Here is a 14,791-nt window from a genome sequence, read left to right as displayed (position 1 = left end):
CAGCCATGCACGACCCATCCGCTCACAGCAAGCCGCGCATCGCCATTAGCGCCTGCCTGACCGGGCACAGTGTGCGCTATAACGGCGGTCACAAGTCCTCCGACCTGTGCCGCACCCAGCTGGAAGCGCACTTCGACTGGTTACCGGTATGCCCGGAAGTGGCCATCGGCCTCAGCGTCCCCCGAGACCCCATCCGCCTGGTCGGCAACCCCGAGCAGCCGAAAGTGCTGGGCACCCGAAACCCAGACCTGGACGTGACCGGCCCGCTGCGCAGTTATGGCGAACAGATGGCCGCCCAAATGGACGACATCTGCGGCTACATCTTCATGCAGAAGTCGCCGTCCTGCGGCCTGGAGCGGGTCAAGGTGTACCAGGCCGACGGCCACCCTGCTTTCAACGCCGGCCGTGGGGTCTACGCCCAGGCGTTTTGTGCGCTGCGGCCCGATCTGCCGGTGGAAGAGGAAGGGCGCCTGCATGACCCGGTGCTGCGGGAGAACTTCATCAGCCGCGTGTACGCCTACGCCGACTGGCAACGCCTGTTGGTCGCTGGCCTGAGCCGAGGTGCCTTGGTGCGCTTCCACTCGCGTTACAAGTACCTGCTGATGGCCAACAATCCCCAGGCCTATCGCACCCTCGGGCGCCTGCTCGGCAGCATGAGCAAGGACGATGACCCACAGCGCATCGGCCCGCACTACTTCAGCCAGCTGATGCACGCCCTGCGCCGCTGTGCCAGCCGCGGCACCCACTGCAACGTGCTGCAGCACCTGAGTGGTTACTTCAAGCATGCCCTGACCCAGGAGGACAAGGTCGAGCTGGAGACCATCATCGCTCAATACCAGCAGGGTGTTGTGCCATTGGTGGTGCCGCTGACGCTGCTCAAGCACCATTTGCGCAAACACCCCGACCCGTACCTGCAGCAACAGGCCTACCTGCAGCCTCACCCGGAAAGCCTGGGTTTGCGCAATGCCGTCTGAAACCCTGCTACCCATCGGCGAACTGGCCCGGCGCACCGGCGTGAATCCGGTCACCCTGCGTGCCTGGGAGCGTCGCTACGGCCTGCTCAAGCCCCAGCGCACCGCCAAGGGACACCGCCTGTATTCGCTCGACCAGGTCGAGCGGGTCGAAGCAGTCCTGGCCTGGCTGCAACGCGGCGCCTCGGTAGGCCAGGTCCGTGAATTGCTCGACAAACCGACCACCACGCCGCCGAAAGGTGACTGGCAGGCCAGGCAAGCCCAACTGATCGAAGCCATCGCCAACCTGTCGCAACGCGCCCTCGACCAACAGCTCAACCAGGCAATGGCCCTTTACCCAGCGGTCACCCTGTGTGAGCAATTGCTGTTGCCGCTGCTCGACCAGCTCGATTTGCGCTGGCGCACCTACTTCAATGCGCGGCTTGAACAGGTGTTTTTCCACAGCTGGCTGCGCAGCAAGCTCGGCGCCCGCGTCTATCACGACAACCAGCTGCTGCAAGGCCCGGCCGTATTGCTGATCGAGGACAGCGAGCGCGCCTTCAGCCCTGGTTTGTGGCTTTGCGCCTGGCTGCTTACCAGCAACGGCATGCCGGTCGAGGTGCTCGAACAACCGCTGGCCGCGGCACAACTGCAAAGTGCGGTCAGCGCGCTGAGGCCTTGGGCGATGCTCATTCACCTGGGGCCACGCATCGACGACAGGGCTTTGCTGCGCACCCTGCAAGGCTTACCGGGCACCAAGCTGCTGGGCGGCGCCACGCTGGCGCTGCATGAAGCCCGCTTGAAAGCTTGCGAGCTGCCAGATCTTTTCCTTTTCGATACCCCGCAGGCGGCATTGCGCTTGCTTCAAGCACAACACCGCCAGCCTGTAGAGATGACAACACCATGCACCTGACCTGGCTGCGCAGCGACCTGCGCGTCGATGACAACACCGCGCTCAGCGCTGCCGCTGAACGCGGCCCGACCATCGCCTTGTGGCTGGTCAGCCCCGGGCAATGGCAGGCCCACGACGATGCGGCCTGCAAGGTCGACTTCTGGCTGCGCAACCTGCGTGAGCTGCGCCAGTCGCTGGAGCAGCTGAACATCCCCCTGCTGATTCGCAAGATCGATACCTGGGAGCAGGCACCGCAAGCCGTGCTGGAGGTATGTCGCCAACACCAGGTCGCCAGCGTGCACTGGAACGAGGAGTACGGCATAAACGAACAGCAGCGCGACGACGCCACGCGGGCGCTGCTGGAACAATCGTCGATCCAGGCCCACAGTCACCTTGACCAGTTGTTGTTCCGCCCGGGGACCATCCTCACCCGCAGTGGCGGTTATTTCCAGGTGTTCAGCCAGTTCAAGAAAACCTGCCTCGAACACCTGCACCGCAGCCTGCCTGCACTGGCCCCACGGGTGAAGCGTCAGGCGCCCCTGCAGATCCATAGCGACCCTATCCCGCAACAGGTGGACGGTTTCCAACACCCTGCGCGCGCCCTGCGTGAACACTGGCCGGCGGGTGAGGCCGAGGCGCAGGGGCGGCTGTCTCGCTTCCTTGACGAAACCATCGACGACTATCAGCATCTGCGTGACCTGCCGGCCAGGCCCGGCACCAGCCAGCTTTCGGCCTACCTGGCCGCCGGTGTCATATCGCCGCGGCAATGCCTGCATGGTGCCCTGGCCAGCAACCGGGGCGAGTTCGACAGCGGTAGCAGCGGCGTGCAGACCTGGATCAACGAACTGCTGTGGCGCGAGTTCTACAAACACATCCTGACCGGTTATCCGCAGGTGTCGCGCCACCGCGCGTTTCGCGTTCACACCGAAGCCCTGCCCTGGCGCGATGCCCCGGCCGACCTCGAGGCCTGGGAACAGGGTCGCACCGGCTTCCCGATCATCGACGCGGCCATGCGCCAGCTGCTGCATACCGGCTGGATGCACAACCGCTTGCGCATGGTCGTGGCCATGTTCCTCAGCAAGAACCTGCTGATCGACTGGCGCAAGGGCGAGCGGCATTTCATGCGCCACCTGATAGACGGCGACCTTGCCGCCAATAACGGCGGCTGGCAGTGGAGCGCGTCTACCGGCACCGACGCAGTGCCCTATTTCCGCATATTCAACCCGGTTTCACAGTCGCAACGCTTCGACCCACAGGGGCGTTTCATTCGTAAATGGGTACCTGAACTGGAGGCGCTGGATGAAAAAGCCATTCATTTACCAGTGAAGTCGGCCGATCTTTTTGCTAATAATTTGTATCACAGCCCAATAGTCGAACTCAGTAGCAGTCGCTTGCGTGCACTGGAGGCTTTCAAGAGCCTGCCACGCCAGCAGCATTAGGGGAAAAACGTCTTGACTAACTCACGCAGTTTTTGGGTTACGGGCGCAAGCAATGGACTTGGCTTGGCTTTGGTGGAACGGATGCTGGAACAGGGGCATCGCGTTGCCGCAAGTGGCAAGGATGAAGAGGCACTCATGACATTGGGCGCTCGCTATGGCAGCCAGCTATTGCGCTTGCCTTGGCAGCTGCATGACGAAAAACAAGCGGCCAGCGCCGGCCAGCAGATAGGCCATGCCTGGTGCACGCTGGATGGCCTGATCCTCAATGCCGGAACCACTGACTATCTGTCGGATGATCTGGCGGACAGCGAGCTGATCGAGGCGATCGTCACCAGCAACCAGCTAGCGGGGGAGCACTGCCTGGCCAGTGCATTGCCTTTGCTGGCCAAGGGTCACTCGCCGCAGGTGATGGCGGTGTTCAACCGTTATTCGGCGCTGCAGCTGTATGCCCCAACCCAGGTGACAGCGGGCTGGAACAACATGCCGCAGTGGATGCGCGAGCAGCGTCAGGCGCTGAGGGATCATGGGATCGGGTTGACAGTAGTGGGGCCGCAGTCGTTGAAAACACCGGTTACGCCGGCACCTGCGATACCAGAGGAATGGACACCGCACAGTGCGGCAGATGTTCTGCTGCAGCGCTGGCCGCAGGCTGAACCAGAGCTGGTGCTGGAAACCCTGGACCTTACTAGCTTGTGGCCCCTTTCGCGCCGATAGCGGAAATAGGCGTCGTCTCCTTCGCGGGCAAGCCCGCGAAGGAGACGATACGGGAGAAATCAGAGCGCCATGCGGTAATGCAGGCTGTAGCTCTCCACCCCATCGTTAGGTTCTTTGATACCCGCGTTGGAATAGTGAATCGCCCGAACCCCGATCTCGTGCCCCCCGGCAAAGCGCAAACCAAAGCCGATGCGGTCTTCGAACTGGAACGACGAGCCCAGCTCGTTGCTTTCCAGCTCGGTACTGGAGAACGCCGCAACACCGATCCCTGCCTCGATATAGGGCTTCACCGATTCCCCGGCAAACTCGTAGACGAACACCGGTGCGAACGACAGGCTGTGGTTGCTCGCCGTCTCGTCGCCATCCCAATAGGTGTACGCGCCATCCCAGTAGCCGGTCAGCCGACCGACGCTGGTCTGCCACCAGCTGGCATCCCAGTTCGATTGCAGCCCCAGCCGGTAAACCATGGTCGAGTCACCGGTCTGCCCCGCCGAGAACGACACATCGGCGGCCTGCGCCGATGCTGCCTGCCCCAAAACAAAAGCGGCAGCCGCCGCCAAGCCCAGCAGTTTCTTCATGAGAAACATCCTTCTTCCTGATGCTGTTATTAGTGTCCGCCTCATGTCAGGCAAGCGGTAGAAAGCAGAAGTAGAACGATAGTTCAGCTGTTTTTCACGTTTTTTTCACAACGGAAAGCTTTGCACATCGTCGGCCTTATGCCACAGCACAGGTAGGATATTTCTGAGAGATTGCGGATCGGCGCTGGTCCAGAAGCGGGTATCGCGGGCCGGGCCTTCGGCCAGCAAATCACTCGCGCCCAGCAGCCGGTGCAGCTGCCGCGCCACCGCAGCGCCGGTGTCGATGACGGCCACATCCGCAGGCACCATGCCGGCCAGCAACGGGCGCAGGAAGGGATAATGGGTGCAGCCGAGGATCAGCGTGTCGCAACCTGCAGCCAGCAGCGGCTGCACGTAGCCCAGCAGCATCTGGCGCAATGCCGGGCTGGCCAGGTCGCCGGTCTCGATCAGCTCGACCAGCCCCGGGCAAGGCTGGGTGATCACCTGCACGTCGCTGGCGAAGCGGTCGAGCAAGGCGGCGAACTTGGCGCTCTGCAGGGTGCCGGTGGTAGCCAGCACCCCCACCACGCCAGAGCGGGTGGCAGCCGCCGCAGGCTTTACCGCAGGCTCCATGCCCACCAGCGGCCACACCGGGTACAACGCGCGCAAATCGGTCACCGCCGCCACCGTGGCAGTGTTGCAGGCCAGCACCATGGCCTTGGCACCCTGCTCATGGAAGAACGCAGCAATATGCCGGCAGCGTTCACGGATATAGCCTGGCGACTTCTCGCCATAGGGGACGTGGCCGCAATCAGCCACGTACAGCAGCGTCTCGTTGGGCAGCAGGCGCTGGATCTCGGCGAGCACCGACAAGCCGCCTACCCCCGAGTCCATCACACCCACCGGCGCCGAGCGCTCAGCCATCGCGTTTGCCGCACACCGCACAGGCCGGGTCACGCTTGACCCGCAATTCGCGAATACGGGTACCGAGCGCATCGATCAGCAGCAGGCGGCCGACCAGCGGTTCACCGAAGCCGGCCAACAGCTTCATTGCCTCCAGCGCCTGCAGGCTGCCGACCAGGCCCACCAGCGGGCCGATCACGCCCGCTTCGCTACAGGTCAGTTCGTCCTCGCTGCCATGCCCGTACAGGCAGTGGTAGCACGGGCTGTAGTCACGCCGTGGGTCGAATACCGACAGCTGCCCTTCCAGGCGGATTGCTGCACCGCTGACCAGCGGTTTGCCGCCGGCCACACAGGCGGCGTTGACCGCCTCGCGGGTAGAGAAATTGTCGGAACAGTCCAGCACCAGGTCGACCGCCGCCACCGCCGCCGCCAGCGAGTCCTGGTCCAGTGCATGCCGGTGCGGAACCAGGCTGATTTCCGGGTTGATCGCCTGCAGGCGCTGCAAGGCCGAGTCGACCTTGCTCATGCCAACGCTGGCACTGTCGTGGATCACCTGGCGTTGCAGGTTGGTCAGGTCAACCGTGTCAAAGTCGGCAAGGTGCAGCTCGCCTACCCCGGCAGCAGCCAGGTACAAGGCTACCGGTGAACCCAGCCCGCCCAGCCCGACGATCAGCGCCTTGCTCTGCTTGAGGCGCAACTGGCCGTCGATGTCGATCTGGGCCAGCAGTACCTGCCGGCTGTAACGCAGCAGCTCTTCATCACTCAGCATGGCAGGCGCCCCAGTGTAATGCGTTCATGGCCGCCCAGGTCGGTGCGGCTGGCCACCTCGATAAAGCCTTGTTCAACCAGCAAGGCGCGTACCGCCGCTGCCTGATCGTAGCCATGTTCCAGCAGCAACCAGCCCCCCGGCAACAGGTGCCCGGGGGCCTGCGCAGCAATCACGCGCAGGTCGTCAAGGCCATCGGCGCCGGCCACCAGCGCGCTGCTGGGCTCGAAGCGCACATCGCCCGCCACCAGGTGCGGGTCTGCAGCGGCGATGTAGGGCGGGTTGCTGACAATCAGGTCGAAACGCTCAGCGGCCAGGCTGTCGAACCAGTGGCTCACCCGCACCTCGGCATTCGCCAGGCCAAGGCGTTTGCGGTTGCGCTCGGCCAGGGCAGCAGCCTCCTCTACCCGGTCAACTGCAGTCACCTGCCAGGCCGGGCGCTCACTGGCCAGGGCCAGGGCGATGGCACCGGTGCCGGTGCCCAGGTCGAGGACCTTGGCTGGCAAGGCAGGTTGCAGCTCAAGGGCCGTCTCGACCAACAGCTCGGTATCCGGCCGCGGGATCAGGGTATGCGGCGCCACTTCGAGGTCGATCTTCCAGAAGCCCTGCTGGCCAAGGATATAGGCCACCGGCTCGCCGCCACGGCGACGCTGCAGATAGCCGGCATAGGTCTGGGCGTCCTCGCTGCTGACGATGCGTTCGGGCCAGGTGTGCAGGTAGCTGCGCGACTTGCCGATGGCCGCAGCCAGCAGCAGTTCGGCATCCAGGCGCTCGGTAGGCGATTCGGGCAACTGCGCGTTGCGCAGCAGGCTGGCGATGATGGTCATCAGTCCCCCAGGGCGGCCAGTTGATCCGCCTGGTATTCGGCCAGCAGCGGTTCGATCACGGCATCCACGCCACCGGCGAGGATGTCGTCCAGCGAGTACAGGGTCAGGTTGATACGGTGATCGGTCACCCGGCCCTGTGGATAATTGTACGTACGGATACGTTCGGAACGGTCACCCGAGCCCACCAGCAGCTTGCGCTCGCTGGCGATGGCATTCTGCGCGGCGCTGGTCTGCATGTCGTTGAGCTTGGCCGACAGCCAGGACATGGCGCGGGCACGGTTCTTGTGCTGCGAACGCTCTTCCTGGCACTCCACCACGATGCCGGTGGGCAAGTGGGTGATACGGATTGCCGAGTCGGTCTTGTTGACGTGCTGGCCGCCGGCGCCGGAAGAGCGGTAGGTGTCTACGCGCAGGTCGGCCGGGTTGATTTCGATCGCCGCCTGTTCGTCGGGCTCGGGCAGTACCGCCACGGTGCACGCGGAGGTGTGGATACGGCCCTGGGATTCAGTTTCCGGCACGCGTTGCACACGGTGTGCACCGGACTCGAACTTGAGCTTGCCGTACACGCTGTCACCTTCGACGCGGGCGATGATTTCCTTGTAGCCGCCGTGCTCGCCCTCGTTTTCCGAGAGGATTTCCAGGCGCCAGCCGCGTTTTTCGGCGTAGCGCGAATACATGCGGAACAAGTCGCCAGAGAAGATCGCCGCCTCGTCGCCACCGGTGCCGGCGCGGATCTCGAGAAACACGTTGCGGCCGTCGTTGGGGTCTTTGGGCAGCAGCATGCGTTGCAGCTGCGCCTCCAGCGTCAGCAGTTGCTCCTTGGCGTCACGCACCTCTTCCACGGCCATTTCGCGCAGGTCCGGGTCACTGTCCTTGAGCAGCGCCTGCGCGCCTTCGAGGTCGTCCTGGACTTTGCGCCACTCTTTATAAGCAGAGTAGACCGGCTCGACCTCGGCATATTCGCGGGAATAGGCGCGAAAGCGCGTCTGGTCGGAAATGACCTCGGCGTCACCAAGCAGGGCGGTGAGTTCTTCGAAGCGGTCCTGGAGGATTTCCAGTTTGTTCAGCAGCGACGCTTTCATTGCGGAGTCTTGTCCGTGGAGCCCTCGTTGAGGGCAAAGAGTTCCTGGGCCATGGCCAGCGCATCGACGCGGCCCTCGGCCGAGAGCTTTTTCAACTGCACGCTGGGCGCATGCAGGAGTTTGTTGGTCAGGCCCCGGGCCAGTTGGGCCAACACGTCCTCGGGGTTGCCGCCGTTGGCCAGCAGGCGCTGGGCCTTTTGCAGTTCTTCATCGCGCAGGCGCTCGCTTTGCTGGCGGTAGGCCTTGAGCACATCCACTGCGGCCAGCTCGCGCAGGCGCACCATGAAGTCTTCGGCGCCCACCGAGACCAGTTCTTCGGCAGCCTGCGCCGCGCCCTGGCGGCTCTTGAGGTTTTCCGCCACCACATCATGCAGGTCGTCGACGGTATACAGGTACACGTCGTCCAGCTCGCCGACTTCTGATTCGATATCGCGTGGCACGGCGATGTCGACCATGAAGATCGGCTTGTGCCGGCGCTGCTTCAGCGCGCTCTCGACCGCGCCCTTGCCCAGAATCGGCAGCTGGCTGGCGGTGGAGCTGATGACGATGTCGCTGTTGGCCAGTTCCTGGGGGATGTCGGCCAGCAACACGGCGTGAGCGCCGAACTGTTCGGCCAGGATACTGGCCCGCTCCAGGGTGCGGTTAGCCACGACGATGCGGCGCACGCCCTGCTCGTGCAGATGACGAGCGACCAGGGTAATGGTTTCGCCGGCGCCGATCAGCAGCGCCTGGCTGCGACCGAGGTCGCTGAAGATCTGCTTGGCCAGGCTGACCGCGGCAAACGCCACCGACACCGGGTTTTCGCCGATCGCGGTGTCGGTGCGCACCTGCTTGGCAGCGCTGAAGGTGGCCTGGAACAGGCGCCCGAGCAACGGGCCGACAGTGCCGGCCTCGCGCGCAACGGCGTAGGCGGACTTCATCTGGCCAAGGATCTGCGGCTCGCCGAGTACCAGCGAGTCCAGGCCCGAGGCCACCCGCATCATGTGCCGGACGGCATCGTGCTCCTCGTGGACGTAGGCGCTGGCGCGCAGCTCGTCCAGGCTGAGCCGATGATAGTCGGCCAGCCATTGCAGCACGGCGTCGGCGGACAGGTGGTCCTGCTCTATATAGAGCTCGCTGCGGTTGCAGGTCGACAGGATCGCCGCTTCGCGGCTGGATGTCAGTCGGCAGAGCTGCTGCAGGGCGTCTACCAGCTGCTCTGGGGTAAACGCCACGCGCTCGCGTACGTCTACCGAGGCAGTCTTATGGTTGATACCAAGTGCAAGAAAGGCCATGCAAGGTCGCTGGTTGTGACGGGAAGCCGATAATTGTCCTCTTTCGCAGGTTTTAGAACAACCACCGTTCGCTATTGCGCTGATAGTCAGGTGGTGCCTCTCAAGGTGTTCGTCCTGGGACCTCTTCGCCGGTGAGAACGAGCGCCGCCCGCGCGGCGCTCGATTTCACCGGCGACAAAGCTGTTGTGGCGGACACCCGGCACAGCCGCCCCGTTACGGAACCCTTCCCCCCCTCAAAGGTCGCAATTAACCAGCCACAGCACAGGTGGGTTTGCCCCCGCGCTTGTGTCATCATGCCCCCACCGCCGGTGAGTCCTCCTATAAGCCTTTCTATGAACAGACCATACGCACTGCTGCTTGCCTTCGCCCTGCTCCAGGGCTGCCAGAGCCTGGCCCCGCAAACGGCCGAGCCTCCCGTTGCCGAAGCCGGCAAGAGCGAGGCGGAAAAGCCCGTGGTGTATGGCTCGTTCAAGCCCGATACATTCTATAGCCTGCTGGTGGCGGAGCTGGCCGGCCAGCGCAACCGCTTCGACATCGCCCTGGCCAACTACACCGACCAAGCGGCAAAAACCCAGGACCCCGGTGTTTCCGAACGTGCCTACCGTATCGCCGAATACCTCGGCGCCGACGAGCCGGCGCTGGACAACGCACTGGTCTGGGCCCGCAACGACCCGCAGAACCTGGACGCCCAGCGCGCCGCCGCCATCCAGCTGGCCCGTGCTGGCCGCTATGACGACTCCATGGCCTACATGGAAAAGGTGCTGCAAGGCCAGGGCGACACCCATTTCGACTTCCTCGCCCTCTCCGCCGCCGAAACCGACCAGAGCACCCGCGACGGTCTGCTGCAAAGCTTCGAGCGGCTGCTGGTGAAGTACCCGGACAACAGCCAGCTGGTATTCGGCAAGGCTCTGCTGCTGAACCAGGACGGCAAGGCCGAACAGGCCCTGGAACTGCTGGAATCGCACCCGCCGCAAAACGGCGAGATCGCCCCGATCCTGCTGCGTGCGCGCCTGCTGCAGACCCTTGACCGCGGCCCGGAGGCCCTGCCATTGCTGCGCGGGGCCATTCGCGACAACCCGGACGACAAGCGTCTGCGCCTGACCTACGCGCGCACCCTGGTCGAACAGGACCGCATCGCCGACGCCAAGGGCGAGTTCCTCAGCCTGGTCCAGCAATACCCCGATGATGACGAGCTGCGCTACTCCCTGGCACTGGTATGCCTGGAGAACAAGGACTGGGACGAAGCCGAAGGCTATCTGCAGGAACTGATCGAACGCGACAGCAACGTCGATGCCGCGCACCTGAACCTGGGCCGCATCCACGAAGAGCGTCACGACCCTGCTGGCGCCCTGCGTGAATACGCCCTGGTCGGCCCAGGCCCCGACTACCTGCCAGCCCAGCTGCGCCAGGCCGACATCCTGATTGCCAACGGCCGCGGCAGCGAAGCCTCGCGGCTGCTCGCCGAGGCCCGCGAAGCCCAGCCGGACTACGCTATCCAGCTGTTCCTGATCGAATCGGAAAGCTACAGCAACAACAACAAGGACGCCCAGGCCAACCAGGTGCTGCAGCAAGCCATCCAGCGCTACCCGGACGACCTCAACCTGCTGTACACCCGCGCCATGCTGGCCGAAAAGCGCGATGACCTGGCGCAGATGGAAAAAGACCTGCGCGCCATCATCACCCGCGAGCCGGAAAATGCCATGGCCCTGAACGCCCTGGGCTACACCCTGGCCGACCGCACCACCCGCTATGCCGAAGCCAAGGCGCTGATCGACAAGGCCCACCAGTTGACCCCGGACGACCCGGCGGTACTCGACAGCCTGGGCTGGGTCAACTACCGCCAAGGCAACCTCGACGCGGCTGAAAGCTACCTGCGCCAGGCCTTTGCCAGCTTCCCCGACCACGAGGTGGCCGCCCACCTGGGTGAAGTGCTATGGGCCAACGGCAAGCGCCGCGAAGCCCGTCAGGTCTGGGCCAAGGGCTTCGACGCCCAGGCCGACAGCCCCATCCTGCGCAAGACCATCCTGCGCCTGACCGGATCCGAGACCCTTTAACGCCATGTTCCTGCGCCATTGCATTACCTTCACCCTGATCGCCCTGCTGGCCGGCTGCGCCGGCTTCGGTAGCCGCGAGGCCCTGCAGGGCCACGGCGACCCGCAACAGTGGCGCGCCCATAAAGAACAACTGAGCAGCCTGGACGGCTGGCAGATCAACGGCAAGGTCGGCATCCGCGCCCCGCGCGACTCCGGCAGCGGCACGCTGTTCTGGCTGCAACGCCAGGACTACTACGACATTCGCCTGGCCGGCCCGCTGGGCCGTGGTGCTGCACGCCTGACCGGTCGCCCCGGCGGCGTGGTGCTGGAAGTGGCCAACCAGGGCCGCTACGAGGCCACCAGCCCGGAAGCCCTGCTGGAAGAGCAGTTGGGCTGGAACCTGCCGGTCTCGCACCTGGTCTGGTGGGTGCGCGGCCTGCCCGCCCCTGACAGCAAGAGCAAGCTGACCCTGGACGGCGACAGCCGCCTGGCCAGCCTGGACCAGGATGGCTGGCAGGTGCAGTACCTGAGCTATACCGAGCAGAACGGTTACTGGCTGCCGGAACGCCTGAAGCTGCACGGCAAGGACCTGGACGTGACCCTGGTAGTGAAAGACTGGCAGCCGCGCCAGCTGGGGCACTGATTGCATGCACACACTTACCCTGCCCGCCCCGGCCAAGCTCAACCTGTGGCTGCACATCATTGGCCGCCGCCCAGACGGCTACCACGAGCTGGAAACTGTGTTCCAGTTTCTCGATCACGGCGACGAACTGAGCTTCGCCTTGCGTGACGACGGCGTCATTCGCCTGCACACCGAGATCGACACGGTTCCCCACGACAGCAACCTGATCGTGCGCGCAGCGCGCCAGCTGCAGGCGCAATCGGGCACCACGCTGGGCGCCGACATCTGGCTGAGCAAGGTATTGCCAATGGGCGGCGGTATCGGCGGCGGCAGCTCGGATGCCGCCACCACCCTGCTGGGCCTTGCCCATCTGTGGCAGCTGGACTGGGACGAAGACCGCCTGGCCGCGCTGGGCCTGGGCCTTGGCGCCGATGTGCCGGTATTCGTGCGCGGCCATGCGGCGTTCGCCCAGGGTGTGGGCGAGCAACTGACCCCGGTCGATCCCGCAGAGCCCTGGTATGTCGTGCTGGTGCCGCAAGTGTCTGTCAGCACAGTAGAAATTTTTTCACATCCACAGTTGACACGTGATTCGCTCCCCCTTAAGATGCGCCCCGTTCCCGAGGGAAACAGTCGAAATGACTGCCAACCGGTGGTAGAGCAGAATTACCCAGAAGTTCGCAATGCGTTGAATTCGCTGGGAAAATTCACTGAAGCTCGGCTAACCGGAACTGGAAGTTGTGTGTTTGGGGCCTTCCCAAGCAAAGCCGAAGCTGATAAAGTTCTGGCCCTTCTTTCAGCGACCCAAACAGGGTTTGTGGCGAAAGGAAGCAATATTTCGATGTTGCATCGCAAGCTGCAAAGTCTGGTCAAGAAGTCGAGCGCATAAGCGTTCGCAGCAACAGATACAGGGGCGTCGCCAAGCGGTAAGGCAGCAGGTTTTGATCCTGCCATGCGTTGGTTCGAATCCAGCCGCCCCTGCCATTTTCCTTATACTCATCCAGGTATACCCTCAGCCTTCAGGTACTGCGCGTGTCCAAGATGATGGTCTTTACGGGGAACGCTAACCCCGATCTGGCTCGGCGTGTCGTACGTCAGCTGCATATCCCTCTCGGTGACGTCTCTGTCGGTAAATTCTCCGACGGCGAGATCAGCACTGAGATCAATGAAAATGTCCGCGGTAAAGACGTCTTCATTATTCAGCCGACTTGTGCCCCGACCAACGATAACCTGATGGAACTGGTAGTGATGGCCGACGCCTTCCGCCGCTCATCAGCATCCCGAATCACCGCCGTGATTCCTTACTTCGGATACGCCCGCCAGGACCGCCGTCCGCGTTCGGCACGTGTAGCCATCAGCGCCAAAGTTGTCGCTGACATGCTCACTGTCGTAGGTATCGACCGTGTACTCACCGTCGACCTGCACGCTGACCAGATCCAGGGTTTCTTCGATATCCCGGTCGACAACATCTACGGCTCGCCCGTACTGGTCGACGATATCGAGGACCAGCGTTTCGAGAACCTGATGATCGTCTCCCCGGACATCGGTGGTGTCGTGCGCGCACGCGCCGTCGCCAAGTCCCTGGGTGTCGATCTGGGTATCATCGACAAGCGCCGCGAAAAGGCTAACCACTCCGAGGTTATGCATATCATCGGCGACGTCGAAGGGCGCACCTGCATCCTGGTAGACGACATGGTCGACACCGCCGGCACCTTGTGCCACGCGGCCAAAGCCCTGAAAGAACACGGCGCTGCAAAGGTTTATGCCTACTGCACGCACCCTGTCCTGTCGGGCCGCGCGATCGAGAACATCGAGAAGTCGGTACTGGACGAGCTGGTGGTGACCAACACCGTTCCGCTGTCCGCCGCTGCTCAGGCCTGTGACCGTATCCGCCAGCTGGATATCGCACCGGTTGTCGCTGAAGCGGTACGCCGCATCAGCAATGAAGAATCAATCAGTGCGATGTTCCGCTAAGCGGAACCCGTATTGATGTGAAGCGCCCCGCCCCAACACGTGTTGGGGCGGGGCTTTTTTGCCATCCCCGTTGGCGCTGGTCGCAAACGCCCTCGGGGGGCTATTTTGGAGAAACAAAATGACTGATTTCATTCTGAACGCACAAGCGCGTACTGACCTGGGGAAAGGTGCGAGCCGCCGCCTGCGTCACGCGCTGAGCATCCCGGCCGTTGTATACGGTGGCGATAAAGAAGCCCAATCCCTGACCATCGTGGCCAAGGAAATCGCCAAGCTGTTCGAAAACGAAGCTGCCTTCAGCCACGTTATCGAACTGAACGTTGACGGCGCCAAGCAGAACGTCGTGGTCAAGGCCATGCAGCGTCACCCGGCCAAAGGCTTCATCATGCACGCCGACTTCGTTCGCGTCGTTGCTGGCCAGAAGCTGACCGCTGTTGTTCCAGTGCACTTCATCAACGAAGAAGCCCCGGTCAAGAAAGGCGGCGAGATCTCGCACGTTGAATCGCAGATCGAAGTTTCCTGCGAAGCCAAAGACCTGCCTGAGTTCATCGAAGTTGACCTGGCCAACGCCGAAATCGGCACCATCATCCACCTGTCGGACCTGAAAGCTCCTAAAGGCGTAGAGTTCGTAGCTCTGGCCCACGGTGATGACAAAGCTGTTGCCAACGTTCACGCTCCACGCGTTGCTCCAGAAGCTGAAGAAGGCGCCGCTGAGTAATCCACTCGCGCGCCGGTGTTGATCGGGTTACAGTGCCGCGCGCCCT

General features: G+C 63.3%; 15 protein-coding genes and 1 tRNA gene. 10 read left to right on the top strand and 6 right to left on the bottom strand.

Annotated features, from left to right (window positions below; all coding sequences use genetic code 11):
* The first annotated feature begins 5 nt into the window (after positions 1 to 5).
* Genes AC5O5R_RS03645 through AC5O5R_RS03630 form a run of 4 tightly spaced genes read left to right on the top strand, consistent with a single transcriptional unit; the run spans position 6 to position 3,995 of the window.
* Complete coding sequence (locus AC5O5R_RS03645; protein WP_172228998.1) at positions 6 to 974, top strand: YbgA family protein; 969 nt, start codon at positions 6 to 8, stop codon at positions 972 to 974.
* Positions 964 to 1,863, top strand: coding sequence for a MerR family transcriptional regulator (locus tag AC5O5R_RS03640; RefSeq protein ID WP_494514966.1), 900 nt, complete (start codon positions 964 to 966; stop codon positions 1,861 to 1,863). Before AC5O5R_RS03645 ends, AC5O5R_RS03640 begins: the two co-directional genes overlap by 11 nt.
* Complete coding sequence (phrB, locus tag AC5O5R_RS03635; protein ID WP_172228994.1) at positions 1,854 to 3,281, top strand: deoxyribodipyrimidine photo-lyase; 1,428 nt, start codon at positions 1,854 to 1,856, stop codon at positions 3,279 to 3,281. The genes AC5O5R_RS03640 and phrB overlap by 10 nt, the downstream gene beginning before the upstream one ends.
* A gap of 12 nt (positions 3,282 to 3,293) precedes the next feature.
* Entirely contained in the window at positions 3,294 to 3,995 is a 702-nt protein-coding gene (locus AC5O5R_RS03630) for an SDR family oxidoreductase (protein WP_494514965.1), read from the top strand.
* 59 nt (positions 3,996 to 4,054) lie between these two features.
* Here AC5O5R_RS03630 and AC5O5R_RS03625 read toward each other — a convergent pair whose 3' ends face one another.
* The 6 genes from AC5O5R_RS03625 to hemA all read right to left on the bottom strand — a co-directional run bounded on the left by AC5O5R_RS03625 (position 4,055) and on the right by hemA (position 9,404).
* On the bottom strand, positions 4,055 to 4,573 hold the full coding sequence (locus AC5O5R_RS03625; RefSeq protein ID WP_172232811.1) for an acyloxyacyl hydrolase: 519 nt from the start codon (positions 4,571 to 4,573) through the stop codon (positions 4,055 to 4,057).
* Between the two features lie 105 nt (positions 4,574 to 4,678).
* Positions 4,679 to 5,476 (bottom strand): glutamate racemase, encoded by a 798-nt coding sequence (murI, locus tag AC5O5R_RS03620; protein ID WP_172232808.1) that lies wholly within the window; start codon positions 5,474 to 5,476, stop codon positions 4,679 to 4,681.
* Positions 5,469 to 6,224, bottom strand: a complete 756-nt coding sequence (locus tag AC5O5R_RS03615) for a molybdopterin-synthase adenylyltransferase MoeB (RefSeq protein WP_172232805.1) — start codon at positions 6,222 to 6,224, stop codon at positions 5,469 to 5,471. Before AC5O5R_RS03615 ends, murI begins: the two co-directional genes overlap by 8 nt.
* On the bottom strand, positions 6,218 to 7,048 hold the full coding sequence (gene prmC, locus AC5O5R_RS03610) for a peptide chain release factor N(5)-glutamine methyltransferase (protein WP_172287800.1): 831 nt from the start codon (positions 7,046 to 7,048) through the stop codon (positions 6,218 to 6,220). The genes AC5O5R_RS03615 and prmC overlap by 7 nt, the downstream gene beginning before the upstream one ends.
* Complete coding sequence (gene prfA / locus AC5O5R_RS03605) at positions 7,048 to 8,130, bottom strand: peptide chain release factor 1 (protein ID WP_494514964.1); 1,083 nt, start codon at positions 8,128 to 8,130, stop codon at positions 7,048 to 7,050. The genes prmC and prfA overlap by 1 nt, the downstream gene beginning before the upstream one ends.
* Complete coding sequence (gene hemA / locus AC5O5R_RS03600) at positions 8,127 to 9,404, bottom strand: glutamyl-tRNA reductase (protein WP_172287797.1); 1,278 nt, start codon at positions 9,402 to 9,404, stop codon at positions 8,127 to 8,129. Before hemA ends, prfA begins: the two co-directional genes overlap by 4 nt.
* A 332-nt stretch (positions 9,405 to 9,736) precedes the next feature.
* Here hemA and AC5O5R_RS03595 point away from each other — a divergent pair, with 332 nt between their 5' ends.
* The 6 genes from AC5O5R_RS03595 to AC5O5R_RS03570 all read left to right on the top strand — a co-directional run bounded on the left by AC5O5R_RS03595 (position 9,737) and on the right by AC5O5R_RS03570 (position 14,745).
* Entirely contained in the window at positions 9,737 to 11,458 is a 1,722-nt protein-coding gene (locus AC5O5R_RS03595) for a tetratricopeptide repeat protein (protein WP_494512085.1), read from the top strand.
* A 4-nt stretch (positions 11,459 to 11,462) separates the two neighbouring features.
* Positions 11,463 to 12,080 carry a lipoprotein insertase outer membrane protein LolB gene (gene lolB / locus AC5O5R_RS03590; RefSeq protein ID WP_172224518.1) on the top strand — a complete coding sequence of 206 codons (618 nt, stop codon included), beginning with the start codon at positions 11,463 to 11,465 and terminating at the stop codon, positions 12,078 to 12,080.
* 4 nt (positions 12,081 to 12,084) lie between these two features.
* The gene (gene ispE, locus AC5O5R_RS03585) at positions 12,085 to 12,945 is read left to right on the top strand and encodes a 4-(cytidine 5'-diphospho)-2-C-methyl-D-erythritol kinase (RefSeq protein ID WP_172224521.1); all 861 of its coding nucleotides are present in this window, start codon (positions 12,085 to 12,087) and stop codon (positions 12,943 to 12,945) included.
* A 20-nt stretch (positions 12,946 to 12,965) separates the two neighbouring features.
* Positions 12,966 to 13,040 (top strand) — tRNA-Gln (locus AC5O5R_RS03580).
* A 48-nt stretch (positions 13,041 to 13,088) separates the two neighbouring features.
* Positions 13,089 to 14,030 carry a ribose-phosphate pyrophosphokinase gene (locus AC5O5R_RS03575; protein WP_003247410.1) on the top strand — a complete coding sequence of 314 codons (942 nt, stop codon included), beginning with the start codon at positions 13,089 to 13,091 and terminating at the stop codon, positions 14,028 to 14,030.
* Positions 14,031 to 14,148: 118 nt separating this feature from the next.
* Positions 14,149 to 14,745, top strand: coding sequence for a 50S ribosomal protein L25/general stress protein Ctc (locus AC5O5R_RS03570; protein WP_172224524.1), 597 nt, complete (start codon positions 14,149 to 14,151; stop codon positions 14,743 to 14,745).
* Positions 14,746 to 14,791: the final 46 nt, after the last annotated feature.

This window comes from Pseudomonas sp. 8_5_2 (genome assembly GCF_059295255.1).
The sequence above is the reverse complement of the archived record's forward strand: the minus strand, read 5'-3'. Positions and strand labels throughout refer to the sequence as shown.

Excerpts from the sequence above, each read along its gene's own strand:
- AC5O5R_RS03645 (WP_172228998.1), top strand. The coding sequence starts at position 6 with ATGCACGACCCATCCGCTCACAGCAAGCCGCGCATCGCCATTAGCGCC.
- AC5O5R_RS03640 (WP_494514966.1), top strand. The coding sequence starts at position 964 with ATGCCGTCTGAAACCCTGCTACCCATCGGCGAACTGGCCCGGCGCACC.
- phrB (WP_172228994.1), top strand. The coding sequence starts at position 1,854 with ATGCACCTGACCTGGCTGCGCAGCGACCTGCGCGTCGATGACAACACC.
- AC5O5R_RS03625 (WP_172232811.1), bottom strand. The coding sequence starts at position 4,573 with ATGAAGAAACTGCTGGGCTTGGCGGCGGCTGCCGCTTTTGTTTTGGGG.
- murI (WP_172232808.1), bottom strand. The coding sequence starts at position 5,476 with ATGGCTGAGCGCTCGGCGCCGGTGGGTGTGATGGACTCGGGGGTAGGC.
- AC5O5R_RS03615 (WP_172232805.1), bottom strand. The coding sequence starts at position 6,224 with ATGCTGAGTGATGAAGAGCTGCTGCGTTACAGCCGGCAGGTACTGCTG.
- prmC (WP_172287800.1), bottom strand. The coding sequence starts at position 7,048 with ATGACCATCATCGCCAGCCTGCTGCGCAACGCGCAGTTGCCCGAATCG.
- prfA (WP_494514964.1), bottom strand. The coding sequence starts at position 8,130 with ATGAAAGCGTCGCTGCTGAACAAACTGGAAATCCTCCAGGACCGCTTC.
- hemA (WP_172287797.1), bottom strand. The coding sequence starts at position 9,404 with ATGGCCTTTCTTGCACTTGGTATCAACCATAAGACTGCCTCGGTAGAC.
- AC5O5R_RS03595 (WP_494512085.1), top strand. The coding sequence starts at position 9,737 with ATGAACAGACCATACGCACTGCTGCTTGCCTTCGCCCTGCTCCAGGGC.
- lolB (WP_172224518.1), top strand. The coding sequence starts at position 11,463 with ATGTTCCTGCGCCATTGCATTACCTTCACCCTGATCGCCCTGCTGGCC.
- ispE (WP_172224521.1), top strand. The coding sequence starts at position 12,085 with ATGCACACACTTACCCTGCCCGCCCCGGCCAAGCTCAACCTGTGGCTG.
- AC5O5R_RS03570 (WP_172224524.1), top strand. The coding sequence starts at position 14,149 with ATGACTGATTTCATTCTGAACGCACAAGCGCGTACTGACCTGGGGAAA.